The organism is Spiroplasma phoeniceum P40 (assembly GCF_003339775.1).
In the GTDB taxonomy this organism is placed as follows: domain Bacteria; phylum Bacillota_I; class Bacilli_A; order Mycoplasmatales; family Mycoplasmataceae; genus Spiroplasma; species Spiroplasma phoeniceum.
Window position 1 is genome coordinate 760,116 of record NZ_CP031088.1, and the last position, 17,991, is coordinate 778,106.

Annotated in this window: 32 protein-coding genes and 3 pseudogenes; 8 read left to right on the forward strand and 27 right to left on the reverse strand. The window is 24.0% G+C overall.

Annotation, left to right across the window (positions count from 1 at the left end; all coding sequences use genetic code 4):
- Positions 1–2 precede the first annotated feature (2 nt).
- Together SDAV_RS04770 and SDAV_RS04775 are read left to right on the forward strand one after the other, a co-directional pair.
- Positions 3–599 carry a hypothetical protein gene (locus SDAV_RS04770; RefSeq protein ID WP_114564761.1) on the forward strand — a complete coding sequence of 199 codons (597 nt, stop codon included), beginning with the start codon at positions 3–5 and terminating at the stop codon, positions 597–599.
- Positions 600–718: 119 nt separating this feature from the next.
- Entirely contained in the window at positions 719–1,015 is a 297-nt protein-coding gene (locus SDAV_RS04775; protein WP_114564600.1) for a hypothetical protein, read from the forward strand.
- 35 nt (positions 1,016–1,050) lie between these two features.
- Here SDAV_RS04775 and SDAV_RS04780 read toward each other — a convergent pair whose 3' ends face one another.
- The 20 genes and pseudogenes from SDAV_RS04780 to SDAV_RS04850 all read right to left on the reverse strand — a co-directional run bounded on the left by SDAV_RS04780 (position 1,051) and on the right by SDAV_RS04850 (position 10,445).
- Positions 1,051–1,329 (reverse strand): hypothetical protein, encoded by a 279-nt coding sequence (locus tag SDAV_RS04780; RefSeq protein WP_114564762.1) that lies wholly within the window; start codon positions 1,327–1,329, stop codon positions 1,051–1,053.
- Positions 1,322–1,540: a hypothetical protein gene (locus tag SDAV_RS04785; RefSeq protein ID WP_114564602.1), complete on the reverse strand. Its 219-nt coding sequence runs from the start codon at positions 1,538–1,540 to the stop codon at positions 1,322–1,324. The genes SDAV_RS04780 and SDAV_RS04785 overlap by 8 nt, the downstream gene beginning before the upstream one ends.
- A gap of 4 nt (positions 1,541–1,544) precedes the next feature.
- Positions 1,545–2,045, reverse strand: a complete 501-nt coding sequence (locus SDAV_RS04790; protein ID WP_114564763.1) for a hypothetical protein — start codon at positions 2,043–2,045, stop codon at positions 1,545–1,547.
- Positions 2,045–2,716, reverse strand: coding sequence for an ERF family protein (locus SDAV_RS04795; RefSeq protein ID WP_114564764.1), 672 nt, complete (start codon positions 2,714–2,716; stop codon positions 2,045–2,047). Before SDAV_RS04795 ends, SDAV_RS04790 begins: the two co-directional genes overlap by 1 nt.
- Positions 2,700–2,837 carry a hypothetical protein gene (locus SDAV_RS11920; RefSeq protein WP_155522151.1) on the reverse strand — a complete coding sequence of 46 codons (138 nt, stop codon included), beginning with the start codon at positions 2,835–2,837 and terminating at the stop codon, positions 2,700–2,702. The genes SDAV_RS04795 and SDAV_RS11920 overlap by 17 nt, the downstream gene beginning before the upstream one ends.
- 108 nt (positions 2,838–2,945) lie before the next feature.
- Positions 2,946–3,353, reverse strand: a complete 408-nt coding sequence (locus tag SDAV_RS04800) for a hypothetical protein (RefSeq protein ID WP_114564765.1) — start codon at positions 3,351–3,353, stop codon at positions 2,946–2,948.
- Positions 3,344–3,769 carry a single-stranded DNA-binding protein gene (locus SDAV_RS04805; protein WP_114564606.1) on the reverse strand — a complete coding sequence of 142 codons (426 nt, stop codon included), beginning with the start codon at positions 3,767–3,769 and terminating at the stop codon, positions 3,344–3,346. Before SDAV_RS04805 ends, SDAV_RS04800 begins: the two co-directional genes overlap by 10 nt.
- Positions 3,769–4,056: a hypothetical protein gene (locus SDAV_RS04810; protein ID WP_114564766.1), complete on the reverse strand. Its 288-nt coding sequence runs from the start codon at positions 4,054–4,056 to the stop codon at positions 3,769–3,771. The genes SDAV_RS04805 and SDAV_RS04810 overlap by 1 nt, the downstream gene beginning before the upstream one ends.
- Entirely contained in the window at positions 4,056–4,364 is a 309-nt protein-coding gene (locus SDAV_RS04815) for a pentapeptide repeat-containing protein (RefSeq protein WP_114564118.1), read from the reverse strand. The genes SDAV_RS04810 and SDAV_RS04815 overlap by 1 nt, the downstream gene beginning before the upstream one ends.
- 1 nt (position 4,365) lies before the next feature.
- Positions 4,366–4,608, reverse strand: coding sequence for a hypothetical protein (locus tag SDAV_RS04820; RefSeq protein ID WP_114564767.1), 243 nt, complete (start codon positions 4,606–4,608; stop codon positions 4,366–4,368).
- A 1-nt stretch (position 4,609) separates the two neighbouring features.
- On the reverse strand, positions 4,610–4,747 hold the full coding sequence (locus tag SDAV_RS11925; RefSeq protein WP_155522097.1) for a hypothetical protein: 138 nt from the start codon (positions 4,745–4,747) through the stop codon (positions 4,610–4,612).
- Position 4,748: 1 nt separating this feature from the next.
- The gene (locus tag SDAV_RS11930; protein WP_186823344.1) at positions 4,749–4,916 is read right to left on the reverse strand and encodes a hypothetical protein; all 168 of its coding nucleotides are present in this window, start codon (positions 4,914–4,916) and stop codon (positions 4,749–4,751) included.
- 13 nt (positions 4,917–4,929) lie between these two features.
- Complete coding sequence (locus SDAV_RS14010; RefSeq protein WP_281268852.1) at positions 4,930–5,058, reverse strand: hypothetical protein; 129 nt, start codon at positions 5,056–5,058, stop codon at positions 4,930–4,932.
- A 9-nt stretch (positions 5,059–5,067) separates the two neighbouring features.
- Positions 5,068–5,349 (reverse strand): hypothetical protein, encoded by a 282-nt coding sequence (locus SDAV_RS04825; protein ID WP_114564768.1) that lies wholly within the window; start codon positions 5,347–5,349, stop codon positions 5,068–5,070.
- A 529-nt stretch (positions 5,350–5,878) separates the two neighbouring features.
- On the reverse strand, positions 5,879–6,115 hold the full coding sequence (locus SDAV_RS04830) for a hypothetical protein (RefSeq protein WP_114564610.1): 237 nt from the start codon (positions 6,113–6,115) through the stop codon (positions 5,879–5,881).
- A 498-nt stretch (positions 6,116–6,613) separates the two neighbouring features.
- A complete protein-coding gene (locus SDAV_RS13090; protein ID WP_245938601.1) occupies positions 6,614–6,853 on the reverse strand; it encodes a hypothetical protein in 240 nt (79 codons plus the stop codon).
- Between the two features lie 70 nt (positions 6,854–6,923).
- Positions 6,924–7,130: pseudogene (locus SDAV_RS13095) on the reverse strand (hypothetical protein); the annotation flags it as partial.
- Positions 7,131–7,365: 235 nt separating this feature from the next.
- Positions 7,366–7,767 (reverse strand): PTS sugar transporter subunit IIB, encoded by a 402-nt coding sequence (locus SDAV_RS04840; protein ID WP_245938530.1) that lies wholly within the window; start codon positions 7,765–7,767, stop codon positions 7,366–7,368.
- A 179-nt stretch (positions 7,768–7,946) separates the two neighbouring features.
- On the reverse strand, positions 7,947–9,566 hold the full coding sequence (locus tag SDAV_RS04845; RefSeq protein WP_114564769.1) for a hypothetical protein: 1,620 nt from the start codon (positions 9,564–9,566) through the stop codon (positions 7,947–7,949).
- A 72-nt stretch (positions 9,567–9,638) separates the two neighbouring features.
- Entirely contained in the window at positions 9,639–10,445 is an 807-nt protein-coding gene (locus SDAV_RS04850) for a hypothetical protein (RefSeq protein WP_114564770.1), read from the reverse strand.
- Positions 10,446–10,627: 182 nt separating this feature from the next.
- Between SDAV_RS04850 and SDAV_RS04855 the strand changes: the two genes are divergently transcribed.
- Positions 10,628–10,969: a hypothetical protein gene (locus SDAV_RS04855; protein ID WP_114564771.1), complete on the forward strand. Its 342-nt coding sequence runs from the start codon at positions 10,628–10,630 to the stop codon at positions 10,967–10,969.
- Between the two features lie 52 nt (positions 10,970–11,021).
- Here the strand turns inward: SDAV_RS04855 and SDAV_RS13100 are convergent, their stop codons facing one another.
- The 4 genes and pseudogenes from SDAV_RS13100 to SDAV_RS13110 form a co-directional block, all read right to left on the reverse strand.
- A complete protein-coding gene (locus SDAV_RS13100) occupies positions 11,022–11,246 on the reverse strand; it encodes a hypothetical protein (protein WP_245938531.1) in 225 nt (74 codons plus the stop codon).
- A 276-nt stretch (positions 11,247–11,522) separates the two neighbouring features.
- Positions 11,523–11,705, reverse strand: a complete 183-nt coding sequence (locus SDAV_RS13105) for a hypothetical protein (RefSeq protein ID WP_245938532.1) — start codon at positions 11,703–11,705, stop codon at positions 11,523–11,525.
- Positions 11,706–11,726: 21 nt separating this feature from the next.
- Positions 11,727–11,957, reverse strand: a pseudogene (locus SDAV_RS14370) (MBL fold metallo-hydrolase); the annotation flags it as partial.
- On the reverse strand, positions 11,930–12,211 hold the full coding sequence (locus SDAV_RS13110; RefSeq protein ID WP_245938533.1) for a hypothetical protein: 282 nt from the start codon (positions 12,209–12,211) through the stop codon (positions 11,930–11,932). The pseudogene SDAV_RS14370 and the gene SDAV_RS13110, both read right to left, overlap by 28 nt.
- A gap of 323 nt (positions 12,212–12,534) precedes the next feature.
- Here SDAV_RS13110 and SDAV_RS13115 point away from each other — a divergent pair, with 323 nt between their 5' ends.
- The 4 genes from SDAV_RS13115 to SDAV_RS04870 all read left to right on the forward strand — a co-directional run bounded on the left by SDAV_RS13115 (position 12,535) and on the right by SDAV_RS04870 (position 14,138).
- Entirely contained in the window at positions 12,535–12,729 is a 195-nt protein-coding gene (locus tag SDAV_RS13115; RefSeq protein ID WP_245938534.1) for a hypothetical protein, read from the forward strand.
- 27 nt (positions 12,730–12,756) lie between these two features.
- Entirely contained in the window at positions 12,757–13,065 is a 309-nt protein-coding gene (locus tag SDAV_RS13120; RefSeq protein WP_245938535.1) for a hypothetical protein, read from the forward strand.
- A 283-nt stretch (positions 13,066–13,348) separates the two neighbouring features.
- Positions 13,349–13,627, forward strand: a complete 279-nt coding sequence (locus tag SDAV_RS13125) for a hypothetical protein (RefSeq protein WP_245938536.1) — start codon at positions 13,349–13,351, stop codon at positions 13,625–13,627.
- A gap of 265 nt (positions 13,628–13,892) precedes the next feature.
- Entirely contained in the window at positions 13,893–14,138 is a 246-nt protein-coding gene (locus SDAV_RS04870) for a hypothetical protein (protein WP_114564772.1), read from the forward strand.
- A gap of 68 nt (positions 14,139–14,206) precedes the next feature.
- Here the strand turns inward: SDAV_RS04870 and tyrS are convergent, their stop codons facing one another.
- From tyrS to SDAV_RS04885, 3 genes are read right to left on the reverse strand one after another with little or no spacing between them, the layout of a single operon-like run.
- Positions 14,207–15,469, reverse strand: coding sequence for a tyrosine--tRNA ligase (gene tyrS, locus SDAV_RS04875; RefSeq protein WP_114564773.1), 1,263 nt, complete (start codon positions 15,467–15,469; stop codon positions 14,207–14,209).
- A 43-nt stretch (positions 15,470–15,512) separates the two neighbouring features.
- Positions 15,513–16,019 carry a hypothetical protein gene (locus SDAV_RS04880; RefSeq protein ID WP_114564774.1) on the reverse strand — a complete coding sequence of 169 codons (507 nt, stop codon included), beginning with the start codon at positions 16,017–16,019 and terminating at the stop codon, positions 15,513–15,515.
- Between the two features lie 2 nt (positions 16,020–16,021).
- Complete coding sequence (locus SDAV_RS04885) at positions 16,022–16,375, reverse strand: hypothetical protein (protein WP_004572327.1); 354 nt, start codon at positions 16,373–16,375, stop codon at positions 16,022–16,024.
- A 176-nt stretch (positions 16,376–16,551) separates the two neighbouring features.
- On the opposite strand from SDAV_RS04885, the pseudogene SDAV_RS14625 reads away from it, so the two are divergent.
- A pseudogene (locus SDAV_RS14625) lies at positions 16,552–17,900 on the forward strand (spiroplasma phage ORF1-like family protein); the annotation flags it as partial.
- Positions 17,901–17,991 lie beyond the last annotated feature (91 nt).

A 17,991-nucleotide genomic window follows, 5' to 3' on the forward strand; every position in this document is an offset into this window, starting at 1 on the left:
GTATGATAGATAAAGAAAATATTATTATTAAAAATGAAAATGGTACTTATTGACAAAGATTAGGTTTTGAACAAAGAAATCCAAGTCAAAGTTTTAAAGCATGAAAAAATCGTAAGTTTTTAAAATATGATAAATATCCATTTCATATTAAAAAAGCATATATTATGCGATATAATGCTTTATCAATTTTATATCATACCCCATTTTTAAGTTTATATGGTTTATTTTTTACTAGTTTACATTTTAATTGAATACCAACATTAGAACCAGTTAAAGAGTTTATGTTTGGTCAACATGATATAACTGATGGTGGTTTTTTTGGATATGCTGGGATTGTTATATCATATCCAATATTACATGGTACTGCTTGATTAACAACAAAAATACCTAAAATACCAGCAATTAAATTACCGATTGGTAAATGTTTAGAGCAAGTTTATAAAATACCAAGTTATATATTATATTTAATATTATTGGGTTGATTAATATTTCGTAAATATCTTAAAAAACATAATGTTAATATTTGTCATAATTGTAAAAAAACAATAGAACAAGTTAAAAGTTGAAATCAATATTGTCTTAAAAAAAAGATGAAATAAATAGACTATATAGGGGTGGTAGATATTTTTGGGTGGTTATATAGTCTATTTTATAAATTATTTTGTTCTGAAAGAATAGATGGCCACTGTTTTAGTAAGGATAGAAAGGAAATAAAAAAATGAATATTTCAACAGATACATTAATGATTGTTTTACTTGTATTAGCGGGTTCAGTTGGAACTGGTAGTCTTGGCGTTCTTGGTTTATCTGCTAAAAAAATTAAAAAATATAAAGCAGAAATTAGAGAATTACGAACTGCTGTAATTGCTCATGAAAAGCATTTACGCGGTGCTGAAAGTGCAACAGAATTAGCAATTAAAACTGGACAAATTAAAAATGTCAAAAAACAAGTTAAAATTAATGATAAAGAATATGCTAAAAAAGAAGCGATTGAAAAACTTACAAATAGCATTTAAAAAAATAACCTTAATTGGTTATTTTTTATTTGTTATTATCACCATTTTCATTTTTCTCTTGTAAAATAAAATATATTTATTACAATAATAATTAAAATTGTTATTATTAACGCTATTAAAATGTTTTCATATTTTAAACATTCATCTATTCAACCAATTTCTATCATATAAGTATCAATTCTCTTTGTTTTTAATCCAAATTTAAACATAGCAATAAAAATTAAAATTGGCATAAATATTAATCATAATAATAAAAAATCAATTAATATATATAATAAAATTAACCGAGTTAACTTTTTATTTTTTTTACTCATTTTTATTATCTCCTTTGTTATTTACAATATAATAATTAATAAAATATTCTACTTTTTCTGAAAAAGTATAGTTTTGTGGTAAATTATTTCAGATTTTTTCTTGTTCGGTATTTAAGTAAAGATTAACAGTTTTACGAACCATACTAGAATAATATATTTTTCTTCTTTGATTATATTTTTCTTTTCGTTTTTTATTATATGTTTTCTTCATAATATTACCTCTCATAATTAGCAATTATAATTGCATCGCGGAGATGATTACTTATTTTTTCATTATTATAAAATCAACCTTTACCATATTGATAAGTTAAATTAGTATCTTTTTCATATTTTCATAAACAACTATCATTATATTTACTTAAATTTTCAATATTTTTAACAACTGATTTAGTATATTTTGGTGATACTCAGTTAGATACTCAATTAATAATAGTATAATGTTTCTTTTTAATTTCAATAGCTTCAATAGCACCTAGTAATCGCAATAAATCATCACGGTCTTTTGAACCATTAGCATTTGTTGGTAAACAATTTTCAATGTTTATAATACTAAGAAAATTACAATATTTGCATTTGCATAATATATCTTTTATAAAAGATATGTGTTTTAATCACAACATACTAGTAAATTCGAATTTTTCCTTTAATTTATTATCTTCATAAATAACAATACCAGTAGTACCAGTACCTGATGGGACAATACCTATTTTTATCATTATTTTAAAAACCTTTCTTTAAATTGATAATAAAAATCTTCACTTTGTTTTTTAATAATAACTGGTTCTAATTTTGTTGCACTTGTAGTTTCTTTAATAAATTTTTTTGCTTCTTCTTTAATATTTATATCTATTTTTGTATTTGTAATAAAATTTTTAATATTATTAAAATGTTCTAAACTCATTGAATTTGGATTATTATTTTCTTTAATAACTTGATTACTATTTTCTTTACTTATTTCAGTACTATCAGGATCTAATTCATCTGTTGCTATACCAAAAGTTTTACATAATCAATAACGAGCTCCATAAGTTAAAGCACTACCAATTGCTTTTGCAATATCTGAATTTTGTGCTGATAAAATAATTCCTAATTCTAATTTTTCACTACCTTTATAAAGTGTTAATAATCCTTTTGAATAATAATTTATTAATTTTCCACCTTTACTACTTTGTGTTTCTGTAAAACTTGGTTCTCCAACTGCTTGAATAGTATAAGTTATACCTTGTTTACGTAATTGTGGTTTTAAGGTTTGATAGAGGTCACTTTCTGTAAAATAATTATAATTATTATGGTCATTTCTGGCATTTTTACCAACAAAAAGATTTATATCAGATTGAATTTCTCCAATACTTTCAATTAAGGTTTTTGTTTTAGTTTCTTGTGGCATTTTCTCACTCCTCTCTTTCTTGTCATATTAAAATGGCTTCTTTAATTTGTTCTAAATCTTGTTTAGTAATATTAACTTTTTCTTTAATTACTATTTTTAATTTTGGATTTATAATTATCATTAATATTTTTTTATTATCTATACAAAAGTTTTTTTCTAATAAATAATAAAGTTTTAATTGTCAAATATAGCGTTCAATATCCGCTTTTTCATTAGAACTTGTAATTTTTTAATCACACATTATATATTCATTATCTGTTGTTATACCAATAAAATCAGTTGTACCACACATTAAAGGACTATAAAGTGTTTTTTCAGTTTCATAATGTCTAAATTTAATATCTTTAAAAGTTTCTTGATATAGTTTTATAAAATTTTTAAATAATTCACGATGTGATTTTATTTCACAATCAATAAATTCAATTAATTCATCATCAAAATTATTTTTTATTCAAACATCAATCATATTATGTATACATATTCCACGATTTTGTGCTAATTTTAAAATATTATCATCAATTTGCGAATAGTCTTTTGGTAATAAAATATTAACAATTTGACTAACACTAGGAATTAAAATGCTATACTTATGTAATTCATCATTATAAATATATAAAGGTTTTAAATCTAATCTCATAAAATTGCTTCATCATTACCAATATTTTGATTATCATTATTAAATAATTCTTTTGTATCAGATGAATTAAATTCTATTTTTTCTTGTGGTTTTTCAGATAAAGTATCTTTTTTTAAATTATTATTAGTTTGTAAAAATTCACAACTATAAACTCTTACCATTCATTGTATTTTATTATCTTTATCTTTATAAGATTGTAAAATACCTGTAATTGCAATTTGACTACCTTTTTGACAATATTGTTGTAATAAATTTGCTTGTTTATTTCAAACTTGACAAGGAATAAAATCAGTTTCTTTTTGGGTTGAATGTGGTCTTGCTACTGCTAATTGAAACATAGCATATTCTTTCCCATTTTGAGTTTTCTTAATTTCAATATCTTTTGTTGTTCTTCCAATTCCAATAAATTTATTCATTATTTCACATCCTTACTAGGTAATTTGTCATATTTAGGATTATCTTTTAAAATTAGAATATACTTTGATAATTGTTCTTCTGTTGGTTCTTCTTCATCTTCAACTATACATTGGTCTCAATGTCCGTGATAACTACAATAATATTGAGCATCAAAATCTTCTTTATATAATATTTGTTGTTTTAATTCTGTAAGTTCTTCTTTAAGTACATCATTATCACAAAATAAACAATAATCAGAGTTAATTTGATTAACAGGGCATTGACATTTTTTACAATATTTTGCCATTATTCATCCTCCTTAATAACAGTTAATTGGTCTAATTGTTTTTTTGTAATTCTAGCACCTAATAAACAAGCATTTTCTAAATTAGCACCTACTAAACAAGCATTTTCTAAATTAGCACTTCGTAAATTAGCATATTCTAAATTAGCACATCATAAATCAGCACATCATAAATCAGTACCTTGTAAATTAGCACTTCGTAAATAAGCACCTCGTAAATCTAATGTTTTAATTGCTAAATATTTACTGATTTGATTTTGTTCAACATCAATTCCTGTTAAATCTTTAATTAAATCTTGTAATGTTTTCATTTTATAATTCCGCCCCACATGTATGACAATACAAATAAGAAAAATTATTTTTGAGATATTTTACATAATCACATATCATTTCAAATTCACCCTCTATATTGATAACTATTGACCATTGTTTTGATTTAGAATATTTACATTCTTGACAATGATCACAATCACATTCAATTCATTGTTCTAAATCACAATAATCATTAATTCTAAATTTATCTTTATATTTTGTATTAAATTCTTCTTTTGTCATATTAAATTTCCTCCAAATTCTTTTCTGCAATTAAAGTATCAATATAGTCATAAGCACTTTCTTCTGAATGACATTCTTCTAATGCTTCATTAAATAAATCTTCTTTTGTGTAAACTTTGCCATCTTCATCTTTTCACATATTATTTATCTCCTTGTCATTTAATATTTTTATCTTCTAAATCAATAATGGTTGTTTGAGAACAACTTTTATTTTTAGCAGTATATTGTGCTTCTTCTAATGTATAAAATAATTCAGTATCTATTCCAGTAAATGAACTATTTGTTATTAATAAATATCTTTTTTCCATAATTTAATTCCCCCTAATTTTGTTTTCCTAATGCTCAATGTTCATCAGTAATTTCATTGTGTGTAGGGATATATTTATTTTGTTTATCACATTTAAAGCAATAACCTCAATATCTTTTTTTAAGACAACTATTCTTTTTCATCTTTACCTCCTAAATTATTCCTTTTATTTTTTTCTCAAATTGTAATATTTTTCATCCATCTGATGCTAAATCTAAAATATCGTTAATTTTGTAATGTTCCATATAAGACGCAATAACACCTCATTTATCTTTAAATAAATTTAAGTACATTTTTGCTCATTCTAAACATTGCAAATCATAATGTTTTTTATGATGTGAAATACGACAATCAATAGGTTGACAATTAACTCAATCAAAAGATGTTGTTATTTCATCTCAAGTTTTATTAATATATTTACTTTTATATTCCATCATTTTTTCTCCTATCTTTAACTCGCTGGCACTCACTCCCAAGTGAAAGTGCCGAAGCGATAATTAGTTATATAAGTATTTATCTATTTATTTACTACGCCATCCGCTTTACTGGGGGTAAGCGGTGGCGGTGTTATGTTTGTTTTAGCATCTATTAAAAATCTGCAACTATATTTTTAAATTAGACGCCAGACATATATATGTCTTCCTTCTTCCGTGCCCATTTGTGCTTTCGCTCTGGGATTTAACGCTCAGTTTTTGAAATTAAATTTACTTGCATCCATATGAAGGACCGAATGCTAATCGCAAATTTAATTGTTTGTGTCGCCATCTCTATTTTTATTGTGGTTTGATGTTAGCCTTGGACACATCACCACTATCGCAAGTTATTAAAAATAATAACCAACGCCGATTTTCCTCTTTACTCATACACTATTTCAGTACTTGCCTCGGACGGCTGTGGGAATGAGTTAATACTCATGTTCTTATGGAAGCACTTAGTTATTTAAAATAACCGTCCCACTCTGCATTAAGTTGTTTTATAAAATCAAATTTTTAATGAACCAGTTTCATAATCAAAGATAATTTTTGAATTTTCTAGTTTTTGATAAAATTGCTTTTGTGTTTTATCTTTTACTTTATTCAATAAATTTCTATGTTTTTCACAAGTTCATAAAACTTTATTTGATACAAATTCTTCGGTGATGAATGATGATAATTTATAACAATCATTAACATCACATATTTTTTGTTGTTTAATTATCATTACCTCCTTTTAGGAGTTGTTTTATTTCAAATAAAAAAACAACTCTAACAAGAGTTGCTTTTTTGCCGCTTCATCGTACACGATGCCTTTTTATAAATCAAATTTAATATTGACTATAATAAATATCTTCAAATCATTCTGTTTTTCCGCGATGTTTAACTTTATGAACTCGCTTTGGTATTCCGCATTTACTGCATTTAATCATAATATTGATTTTTTCCATTTTTAGTTTCTCTAATCTAATATTTAACGATTGATTTATTAATATAACTAAGTAAAACAAAACAAGGACAACACCTTTACTAAGTAAGTATATGAATTATTTATTAATTTCTTAATTTAATATGGTTTTTTCGGAAAGGAAACAACTTTTTATTATTTTAAAAATTATAAATATATAAAGATGCTATCCTTGTTTTGAATCAATTAGTTATTTTGGGTTTTTTTAAATAAAAAAACCATTTTAGTAAATGGTTTAATTATTCTTATTTAATTTCTTTATATTTTTATACCCCAATCTTTTTTATGCAGCCTACCATCTCGAATCACTGTTGCTTTATTACTAACAATATTAATTAATTTTTTCGTTACAAAATGTGCTTTTATTGTTTGAATATAAACAACTGTTCCACTTGCAAAAATCATAACTGCTACAATAATTCCTGGTAAAATATCAGCAATTCCCCGTTCTGCAATAGGAGTTGAAAAATACTCATAAAAATTTTGAAAAATACTCATAAAAATTATAAATACTAATCGCAATTAGTACTAAATTAAAAGGTCCAAAAAATGATTTAAAAAAGTTTAGAACTAAATTAAATTTAGTAGTATCTACTTTATTGTGTCCATATTCTTTTTGTAAATCTTCGACATCAGCTGTCTTTATCCGAAACTGATTACTTTTAAATTCGTTTAATAATTCAAGTTGGTTAAGTTTTGAACATGCTTTTAATTTTTTATCATTAAAACTTAGCTTTTTTAATAAAGCTTCTTTTGTTCTGTCTTTTCCAAACATGATTTGTTTCCTCTCTTACTTTGTTTCATGACACAACAAAATAAGATAAATTAACACAACTAAAAATAGTAGCAATTATAAATAACTGCGGTGATTATCTTCTTGATGGTCAGAAACAATATTAAATAATGTATTACTTTTGTAAAAATTGATACCCTTAATAATCCGGATTAATTGTAAAAACAGTCCGGACTGTTCCTGCTGTCCAAGCAAAGAAATCACCACTCTTTCTTTCTTAAAAATAATACCTATATATTATAGCATAAAAAAAAAAAAAAAAAGAAAAATATACCTTATTAAAAAAATTATCGTAAAATTGAATAAAACAAAAATTTTTAACAAAAAATTTGAACTTATAACGTATTAACAAAATCAATAATCCTTTAGAATCATTATTAATATATAATTCTGATGGTAACACAGCAACTTTGCTATTCTTCGCAATAGCAACTACTTTTGTTGATAAATATTCTACTTGAGGATCTAATAAAATAATATTGTAATTATTTTCTAATTGCTCTGGTGTTATCACAAAAAATTGCATATAGTAATTATTTTTAACAATAACATCATTAATCTTATCTAAAATTCGATTAGCACTAATTCCTGCTGAACAAATTAAAGCAATTTTTATCATTTAGACCTCCATTTATTACTTATAATCTTTTTAAATTATACTGATTATAATTTAAAATGCAATCATAACAATAAAATGTTATTACATTAAATTAATTCAATAATTTTTTAAAATAAAAAGAATACTTCTGTTAATTAATAATTAAAGTATTCTTTTCCTATTTTATTTTTTAAAAATAGCTATTTCACCAAAATTTTAGAATCAATATCTGGAATAAAGATTAGATGTAAATCCGGATCAGTTGTTTCAAGTAAAATCATAGGATCATTAATTGATTTAACTTTAAACTTAATATTATTAATATTAATTCGCATTTCTAGTGCTGATGCTAAATCAGTAATTTCAGTAGCTGTTTTTCATGTTCCTCCTTTTTCATCCTGATATTCAATTTGAACTAATCCACTAACTAATTCTACAGCAATATTATCAATTGCATCACTACTATGTCCACTAATTTTTAATATTGATGGTATAAGTTTTTTAATTTGCCCATTAAGTGGAATTGAAAAATTAAAATCTCACTTAATAAGTTTTACTTTTATTGATAAATCAGTTGTTAAATCGTAATTAAATAATTGGTTAATAAATACTTTAATTTTATCAATAAGTCCCTCTGACACAGATGTTAATTTTCATCAACTTGTCTCAATTTTTTCATATTTAATATTAATCGTTGTAGTTGATATTCATCAATAAACTTTTACTACAATTGAAATTGGAGTTCTATTAGCTGACCATTCACCACTTTTGCTTTTTCATCCTTCTAACAAATTATGTAAAATATGTTCTAAATTAGTACTAAATTGAAGGTTCTCTTTTTTATTTTTAGTACTTTGAATATTTTTATTAACATCTAAAAACCCATCATTGTTAATTTCTCGTGGTTTTTCAAATAAATATTGTAATAGTAATAAGATCAAATTTTGTGATTTTTGTTGTTCACGTTTCTCAAGAACAAAATTACGGAAATGAATAATATCTGGTACTAAACTATTTAAAATATTAAGATATTTTGCTTTAATTTTTATTTCTGCAGTAGTACCTAACAAGAGATCTTTGTTTATTGTTTCATTAATTTCACCATTTTTAAGCATTTCATCAGCAAGTGGTAAATTCATTAATTCATCATTAACAAAGGCTTCTCATTTTTTTCAATTTTCATCATCCGCATTAAATGAAGTTGGAATAACTTTTGGCAAATTATCAAAAAGATGAAACGTTGTAACCAACGATAAAATCTTGCCAATTGCTAAGGTAGTTCCTTGAAAGGGAAGATTCATTTTAGTTAAAACAATCGTCATACTTTTATTTAATTTTTGAACTGTATCATTTGTTCATTTTAAATTATTAGTAGCAACAGGAATTAAAAAATTTGAATCTTTTGTTTTTGGATTAGTTAATTCTTTATCTTTATAATTAGCAACAACTGTTAATTCTCCATAATGAGCAGTTTCATCTTCTGCAATTTCAATAGGCGTAAAATTTGTTTTTTTTAGCATTAAATTATCACTAAATTCTTTAAATTTACTTTCTAAAATGCTGAAAGCAGCATCATTGTTAACATTTTGGTATTCATCACTATCAACAACAAGAGGTGACAATTCACTAAAACTAGTTAATCGTTTAATAATTCGATTTTTTTCATAATCAACACTACTTCCCCCATTGTTATCATTATCTTCCCCACTTGTTGTATCAATATCACGGCGTTCAGCAGGGGTAGGTGCACATCCACTCAGGCCAAAAACAGGTGAACTTGTTAAAATAACACTACTTAAGATAACTAAAATTTTTTTCATTATTTATATCTCCTTTTTATTTTTTAACTTGTAAAATTTTATTTAATTAAAAATAACATTTATAAGACTATACTAATTTAAACACTCTCGTTGATAACCATTTACAATAATTTTTAATTCTTTTTCACTACGTTTATTTACTAGCATATGCATTTGCAAAGACTTAATAGCATTATCTAATTCACATAAATTAATGAAACTAAAATTTTCCCTAATATTTTGTTGTTTTAAAATTAATAAAAGTTTTTTAAACATAATTGTACTATTAACAGAAAAAGCAAGGGAAATTAAAACAAAAACATTTTGTGAAAATAATACAAGAGAAATATTATTTTCATTTAAAGCACGATGAAATGGCTTAAATGTATTGATATAAGCTAAAATTTTATTAATTAAGACAATTTTTAAATATTTTGTTCAATATTGTTTAAAAAAATATATTGTTGCAATAAACGAAATAAAAACTAGAAAAATAAGAATAACCATATTGTCTGAGCCTTTGATGCTAGCTTTATGAATTGCAAATATTGTTATTAAACTAACTTTAAATATAATTGAAAAAAGACAAATAATTGAATCATTATAATAATTAGGAAGCAATTGTTTCCCAATTAAGATTCATAAACTAATTAAGCAAACTGTTAAGGAAAGGAGATTACGAAGAACCAATAAATTCGTTGTATCCATTATTAAAAAATAAAAACTAGTTTGAATTCCAACTAAAAAGATAATTGTTAAACTTTGTTTTGTTTTTTTCTTTAAAACAGTAAGATTTGTAAGATATGAAGCAAAATAAACAACAGCAAAAAAGACTAATACCTTAGCAATAAATAATATTAATGGTCAATCAATATAATTAATTTCAAATAGCCTGTTCATTTTACTACACCTTACCTTTAAAGAATTATTTTACCTTATTTGCAAATATTATATAGATTTATTGTCAAAAATGCAAAAATGTTTTTTAAAAATAAATGTTATAATTAAAGTGAACTTAATAATGTCAATAATTAAAAATTATTAATATTATTAAAAAAATATAGTAGGAGGTAAAAACAGCTATGTTGCCAGAAAAAATTGATCTTTTTATCGATGAACATGTTGATAAACCCTTATCAGAATATATTAAAGAGAATCCAAGATTTATTTTAGAATTTGTTAATAACTTATCATGAGAAGAAAAATTTGAATTAATTAATGATTTTGTTACAGAAAATGATGAAATTAATCACGCAGTTAATACTTTAAATAAATATCTTTCTTTATTTATTGAAGAGGAAATTAAAGAACGCCTTATTCATAATATTTCAGAAGAAGAATATTTACGTCATAAAGCAATTGTTGAGATTTATGAAAAAGCTAAAAATGAAGGAGAATTAAATAAAAAAGATTCTTCTAATTAAAAAAATAATACATTTGGTTAAATGTATTATTTTTTTAATTAATTACTTTTATCTAAAGAGAATTTAAAATCGTATTTTTAAAATATTTTTTACCAAAAATCTGCCAGTTTTTATCTAAATAAATAGTAATTATCACTTCAGTAATATTAATTTTTTCTAATTGACTAGTTGTTAAACCATTATATGGTTTTCCTGTCATACTAATTTCTTTACAACCACTTTCTTTTAATTGTTCAATAATATTACCATCTGGAAATTTGTGGCTTGCTGCTCCCATAAAATTACGTCATGATGTATTTTCCTCATCATATGTAGCTAGAATATAACAATTTTCTGGACTTAATTTTTTAAAAAAGATTTATCAAGAGAATTTTTATTTCCATGATGTGGCACTTGATAAATATCAATATTTTTAAAAATATCAGGTTTTTGACTAGCAATAGCCTCTCCGAGTTATTTTTCAGCATCACCAGTAAATAAAAAATCTGTTGGTCCACTTTTATTATTAATGCTACTATTGACTACATATTTTTTATTTTCATCAATTTTTAAACTAAAATAATTTTGATAAATTATTTCGATTTACTTGTTTTTTATGACAAGAAATTACTTTTTCAAGAAAATCTTTTGCATAATAACTCCAATTATGAAATTTAATACCCTCAAAAATATAAAATTCTTCCAACTTATCATAAATTTTTGTATTAAGGCTAATTGAATCAATAAATTTTTTCATAAATTCATTTGCTTCATAATTAAAAATGATATTATCAACTTGAAAATTATTTAAGATACTTCTGAAATTTGAATAATGATCAATATGAAAGTGACTGAAAAAAATAGTCGAAATCTTATTAATTACCTTTTCTTTTAAAACCTTAGTTGGTCAAATATTACCATTATATAATTTAGTATTTCATGCACGTGGTGACCCACCAATTCCAGTATCATAAACAATCGCTATATCACCTTTTTTATAAATTGAAATAAACCACTACCAGTTGCTAACATTGTATATTCATAATATGGTTTTGTTTCATTATCTATTGTTTTATCATCTTTTGTTTCATCATCTATTGATACTTTCACATCTTGAGAATCCTCATTAGGTTTAGAATCAATATTTTCATTTGGTAAATTTACTTCTTTTGAATTATTTGAACAAAATGTACAACTCACAATAGAAGTAACAAATATATTATTTACTGATAAACTAGTTAATAATGCTAATATCTTTTTCATTTAATATTTACCTCGCTTTCTTTATTAAAAAACAATAATTTTTTAATTTAAAATACAAGCAAAAACAAACAAAACTTTTCTCATAGTCTGCCCTGATTGTAGCATTGCATAAATGAAAATGGTTTGCTATTTTTTATATATTGATGTCCGCATTAAATTTTAAAAACTAAAATTTTATTTTTATCAAATTATTTGTAAAATTATAATAATAAATTAGAAATAATTTGATAAATGTTAAATTTATTTTTGTTTATATTATTTTAAATCATGATAACTATATAATGAATTTTGAAAAATATTAAATAGTAAAGGTGGTAATAGTAATGAAAAAACAAAAAAAATTAATTTATACAACCAACATAGTATTAATTTTTATCGTAGGATTTTTATTAAGCATTATTTTATATTTGCTATATCATACTTATTTAAACCAAAAAATAATACTACTAAATACAATTATTAGTAGCCCAAATTTACAAGCAATTAAAACTAATGGTTCCCATCTTCCAACAGAATAGCAAATTAAAACTATATTAAAACAAAAGTTGCCAGCATTAAAGATTAATAAAATTCACATTAAAAATAATATTACGGCTACAACGGCTACAATTACTTCTAATGATTTTAAGATTTACCGAGGTTCAGTTACCCTTAATTATCTTCTTGATAAATCAGTGTTAAATCAAATTAATTTAAATCAACAATATGTTCCAAATCAAACTTGAATGCAACAACGTGGCTATAATGGCTTATGAATTAGTAAAAACCCAGCAACAGATCTTGAAAAAAATTTAACAAATGCCTTTTTAAGTCATGCTGAATATCCTAACTTACCATTTTATGAAAAACGATAATTTAATTCATATGAAGAATTATTAAATTTTTTAAATCCAAAAACTAAATCATCTTTAACAAATTTTATTAATAATTATTGTCCGACATATATTAATAAATTAAAACAATTAATGGTAAGATTTTATAATTATATGGCTAGTAGTTGAGAAAAAAAATAATTTTCATAATGTATTAAAATGAATTGATATTGCTCAAGTTCTTGATGCAGATGGATACGGTCATTTTGACCATCATATTCAAATTCAAATTCATGCACGAACATTACAATGTTATTATAATGCTATGGGAAATCATTCATTTTATACTGCTTATTCTTCTGTTCTTGATCCTTTTAGAGTTTTCTTTCATGAATTAGGACATATGTTAGATCACTTTTTAAAATATAATATGCATATAAGTATAAGTAATAAATTAAAAGATTTTTTAACAAGTAAAATTATTAATTTTAATAATTGAGCAATCTTAGACAAAGAAAAATTTTTAAATTATTTCATCTTAATTCATATTCTTTTTCTAGTTTATATGAAGTTATTGGTGAAGGATTTGTATATTGATTTTTAATACCAAATGAATTAAAAACAAGAGCATGAGAATTCTGACATGAATTTTTGACATTATATTTACCAAAATCAAATTAATTTTAAAATGTTTATTTTTATATTATATATTACTATTTAGTTAAGAAATTTATTACATTTACAATTTAATGTAAAAATATCTTAATTTAAAAAAAAAAAAAAAAAATCTAATATTTTTAAGCTAAAATAATACTAAGTGTAATTTTACACATATTAAATATGGAAAAATTCAAAGAAAGGTCACAAGTATGAAAAAAGGTCAAAAAAGAAAACTAAAATTATGACATAAAATTACAATTTGGGGAATCTTAAATGCTTATGCGTTATCATTATTAATTGCTGTGTTTGCTTTACCACAAACACCTTGACATTGTCGTTTATTCGCTTTTATCAATATTTTTGTTATATTATTAGCACAATTAATTTATTATACTCGTCTTTATTTTAAAAATAAAAAGAAAGCAACTAAAAATAAACCTATTAAATTGCAATAATTTAAAAAACTAAAAAGAACACTTTATTCCTATAAATATCATTATTTAAATGGTAAAATGTTCTTTTTTTATTTTTTGTTAGTTGTAAGATAAATTAAATGATATTTTCGTTTTCCACGACGAATAATTAAATATTTATCAAATAAAAACTTATCTTTTGCTACAAGTCAAGTTTCTTCTTTAACAATTTGCCCATTAATAGTAATTGCACCTTGTTCTAAAAACTCACGACCTTCACGTTTAGAAGAAACAATCTGTGCTTGTACTAATAAATCAAGCAGCGGCAAATTAAGATTTGTTAAATGAAAATTAGGTAAATTGTTATCAAGTTGGTCTAGCTGTTGCTCTGATAATTCATGTAAATTGCCTTTAAATAAAGCTTCGCTAACAATTTGTGCTGTTTTTAATCCTGCTGCTTGATGAACAAATAAAGTTACTTCTTCTGCTAGTTTTTTTTGTGCAATGCGTTGTGCTGGTTCATTTTGGTGAGCTGCTTCAAGAGCAATAATTTCTTTTTCAGATAACATTGTTAAATAACGTAATAATTTCCCCGCTTCTTGGTCATCTTGGTTATAAAAGAATTGATAAAATTCATAAGGTGATGTTTTTTTTGAATCTAATCAAACTGCCCCTGATTCTGTTTTTCCAAATTTGGAACCATTAGCTTTTGTTAATAAATTCATTGTCAAACCACAAGCTAAATTATCTTCTCCAATTTGTTTATAAATATAATCTGTACCCGAAGTAATATTTCCTCATTGGTCACTACCACCAGTTTGAACAGCACAATCATAATTAATATATAATTGATAAAAGTCATAAGCCTGCAATAATGTGTAAGCAAATTCAGTATATGATAAACCAACTTCAATTCTAGTTGCAATATTTTCTTTTGATAATAAATAACTAATATTAAAATCTTTACCAACATTTCGCAAAAAATAAATCAAGGTCATTTTTTGCAATCATTCAGCATTATTAACCATTTTAACTTTTGAACCAATTAATTGTTGCATTTGATTACTAATGGTTTCCACATTATATTTAATTGTTTTATCATCTAGCAATACCCGTTCTGCTTTTTTTCCACTAGGATCACCAATCATTCCTGTCCCACCACCAATAATAGCAATTGGTTGAAATCCAAACATTTCAAAACGTTTTAATAACATAATTTGAATTAAATGCCCAACATGTAATGAATCACCGGTTGGATCAAAACCACAATAAACTCCTTTTTTTAATTCTTGCGCTTTTAATAATTTTGCTTCATTAGTTACTTGTTTTAATAGTCCTCTTCATCTTAATTCTTCTAAAATATTTTTTACCATCATTTATCTCCTTTGCTATTTAAAAAACTCTAAATTATTAGAGTTATTTCTTATCTACTTTTGAATCTTTTTTAATTGGGGCAGACTTTCCTTCTTCAATAATTTTTTCAGAAATTGATGCTGATGTTTTTTTTAAATCTTCAGTTACCTTAATTCCAGCGTCAATTGCTGAAACTGTTATTTTTGCTAAATCTTTTGCCACTGCGCGCACATTAGGTGATTTTGCTGATGCTTTAATTAATTTAACTGCACCATTATCAATTTTCTTTAATGTCTTATAAGCCATTTCTTTTGTTGAAGCAGAATCTAAAATTTCAACTGCACCTTTGACATTTTTAATGTGCAATTCAATATCAGCTGCAACTTCATCTGATTCTATTCCTTGCGATTTTTCTCATACAATCTCAATTTTATTAACCATTTTTTTAAGTTGTGGATTATATTTTTTAACTAAATTAATGAAATCTTGTCGTAATTCTGAACCTTTTTTCGGAGCAATTAACATTCCTACTACCATCACTGCCAATGTTTTAACAAATTTAAATGCCATAATTATTCCTTCTCATCAGAATTAGCAAAATCTTTTAATTTATCAACAATTCGATAGGCAATGTCTTTATTACGAGCAATAATTTTCACTCATGCTTTAACATTTCGTTTTGCAAAAGCTTCAAAAACATCAATATAATTTGAAACTTTAACAACGGTATCAACAGTAGAATTTAACATTTCTGATTTATAAGTTAAGTCTTCAACAAAATAATCAAATTTCTTAGCAGCAATTGCAACTTTTCGCGCAGCAATAATGCCATAACAGCAAAAAACAATTGCTAAACATAATAAAACAATGATTAAAATTGTTTGTGAAATTAATAAATTATCATTTGTTGCTAACATATATATCATTCTTTTCAACCCTTTTTCTAATCGTATTAAATATTACTTTTATATTATAACTTATTTTATAATTTATTTTAAATAATATTAGAATAATTAGTTAACTTAATGATAAAAATTAATATATACTAATTTACAACAATATATAATTTATCTTTACAAGATAATATATTGTTAATTCATATTATCGTTGAGATGGTGATAATGAACCACAAATACCTATTATTGATAAAAACACCGGTGAAATTACTGATTGAAATAGTTATCAACAAAGTCGTGTAAAAAAATTATTAATTTATCTTTATATTCTGTTTTTGCAGGAAAATATTAGAGTTCAACAAGGTGGTAGTGCGGATTATGAAAATCCGAATAAGGTTGGAACAAAGCGGATAATTTTTGATTTTGAAACGGTTGATGAATTGGTAGTTTAGAATTAAATAATATTAATAATGATGATTTAAGTTTTAATTTTAGTTTTATGCGAACGGCAATGGGTGAATTTTTTAATTTTAATGGTTCAATTTATTCATCATTAAATAGTAAAGATTTAAAATATTATCAACAATTTAGCGGTCAGTTTGATCTATCTAAGTTTTTACAGTCGTTTTTTGCAAGTACTTTGGTGCCAGTGTTTCAAAATCGTAGTTCGTTTATTGAAAATGGATATATTGATAATTTACAATATGATACTGTTTTAGTTAACTTTTTTGCGTTGAAATTACAAAATTTTAATAATATTTTGTTGAGTGAAAATATTAATGATAAATTACAATTTGATAAATTATTAAATAGTATGTTTAAGATTTCACAGAAATTTTATACTAATTATTTACGCACGATTTTTGATTTAGAAAATAATACTTATGTTCAAGATTATAATAAAAAATATGGTTTATTAGTAAATAATGGTTTTAAAATTTATCCACAATATTTTTATTTTTCAGATAAATATAAGCAATTAGATATTAAATTATATTCTGCGTTTAAAAATCGGTTTTATACGATTAATAATTATGGTAGTGTTTTTAATTATGATTTTTTGGTTACAAATGAATATAATATTAAATTAAATTATGGTTATGTTTTTGGCGGTAATTTACAAAATAAATATGGTTTGCAATATAAAAAAATGAAGAACAAAAAAATCGGTTATAATGTTTTTGAATTGCAAGCACAAAAAGAGAATGATATGTATCGATATTATGATTTAAATTTTGGTGTTGATAGTCAAGGAAATTAATAACGGTGGTTTGTTCCCCGATAAACAATAATGATGACAAGTGCAATATGTAACGCCACAGGATTGATGATATTTTGGTGCTCATATTAAAAATGCGGTCATTTGAATTGTTAATACTATTCCCGGAGTTAAACAAGTGAATGAGTTAGCGAGTGGTGTTGGTAATGTTTTTGAGACAGTATATAGTTTTTTAGTCAAATATTTGAGGTATGAAAATTTAATCCTGAATTGTATAGTGCAATAACAAATATCTTTTTCATAATTATTTTTATGAAATTTGTACGATTAATATAAAAAAGGAACTGTTATTCAGTTCCTTTTTGTTCTTTTCAATTAGTAATTTCACCGATGTTTTTGTTAATGGTTGGTATTTGTGGTTCATCAC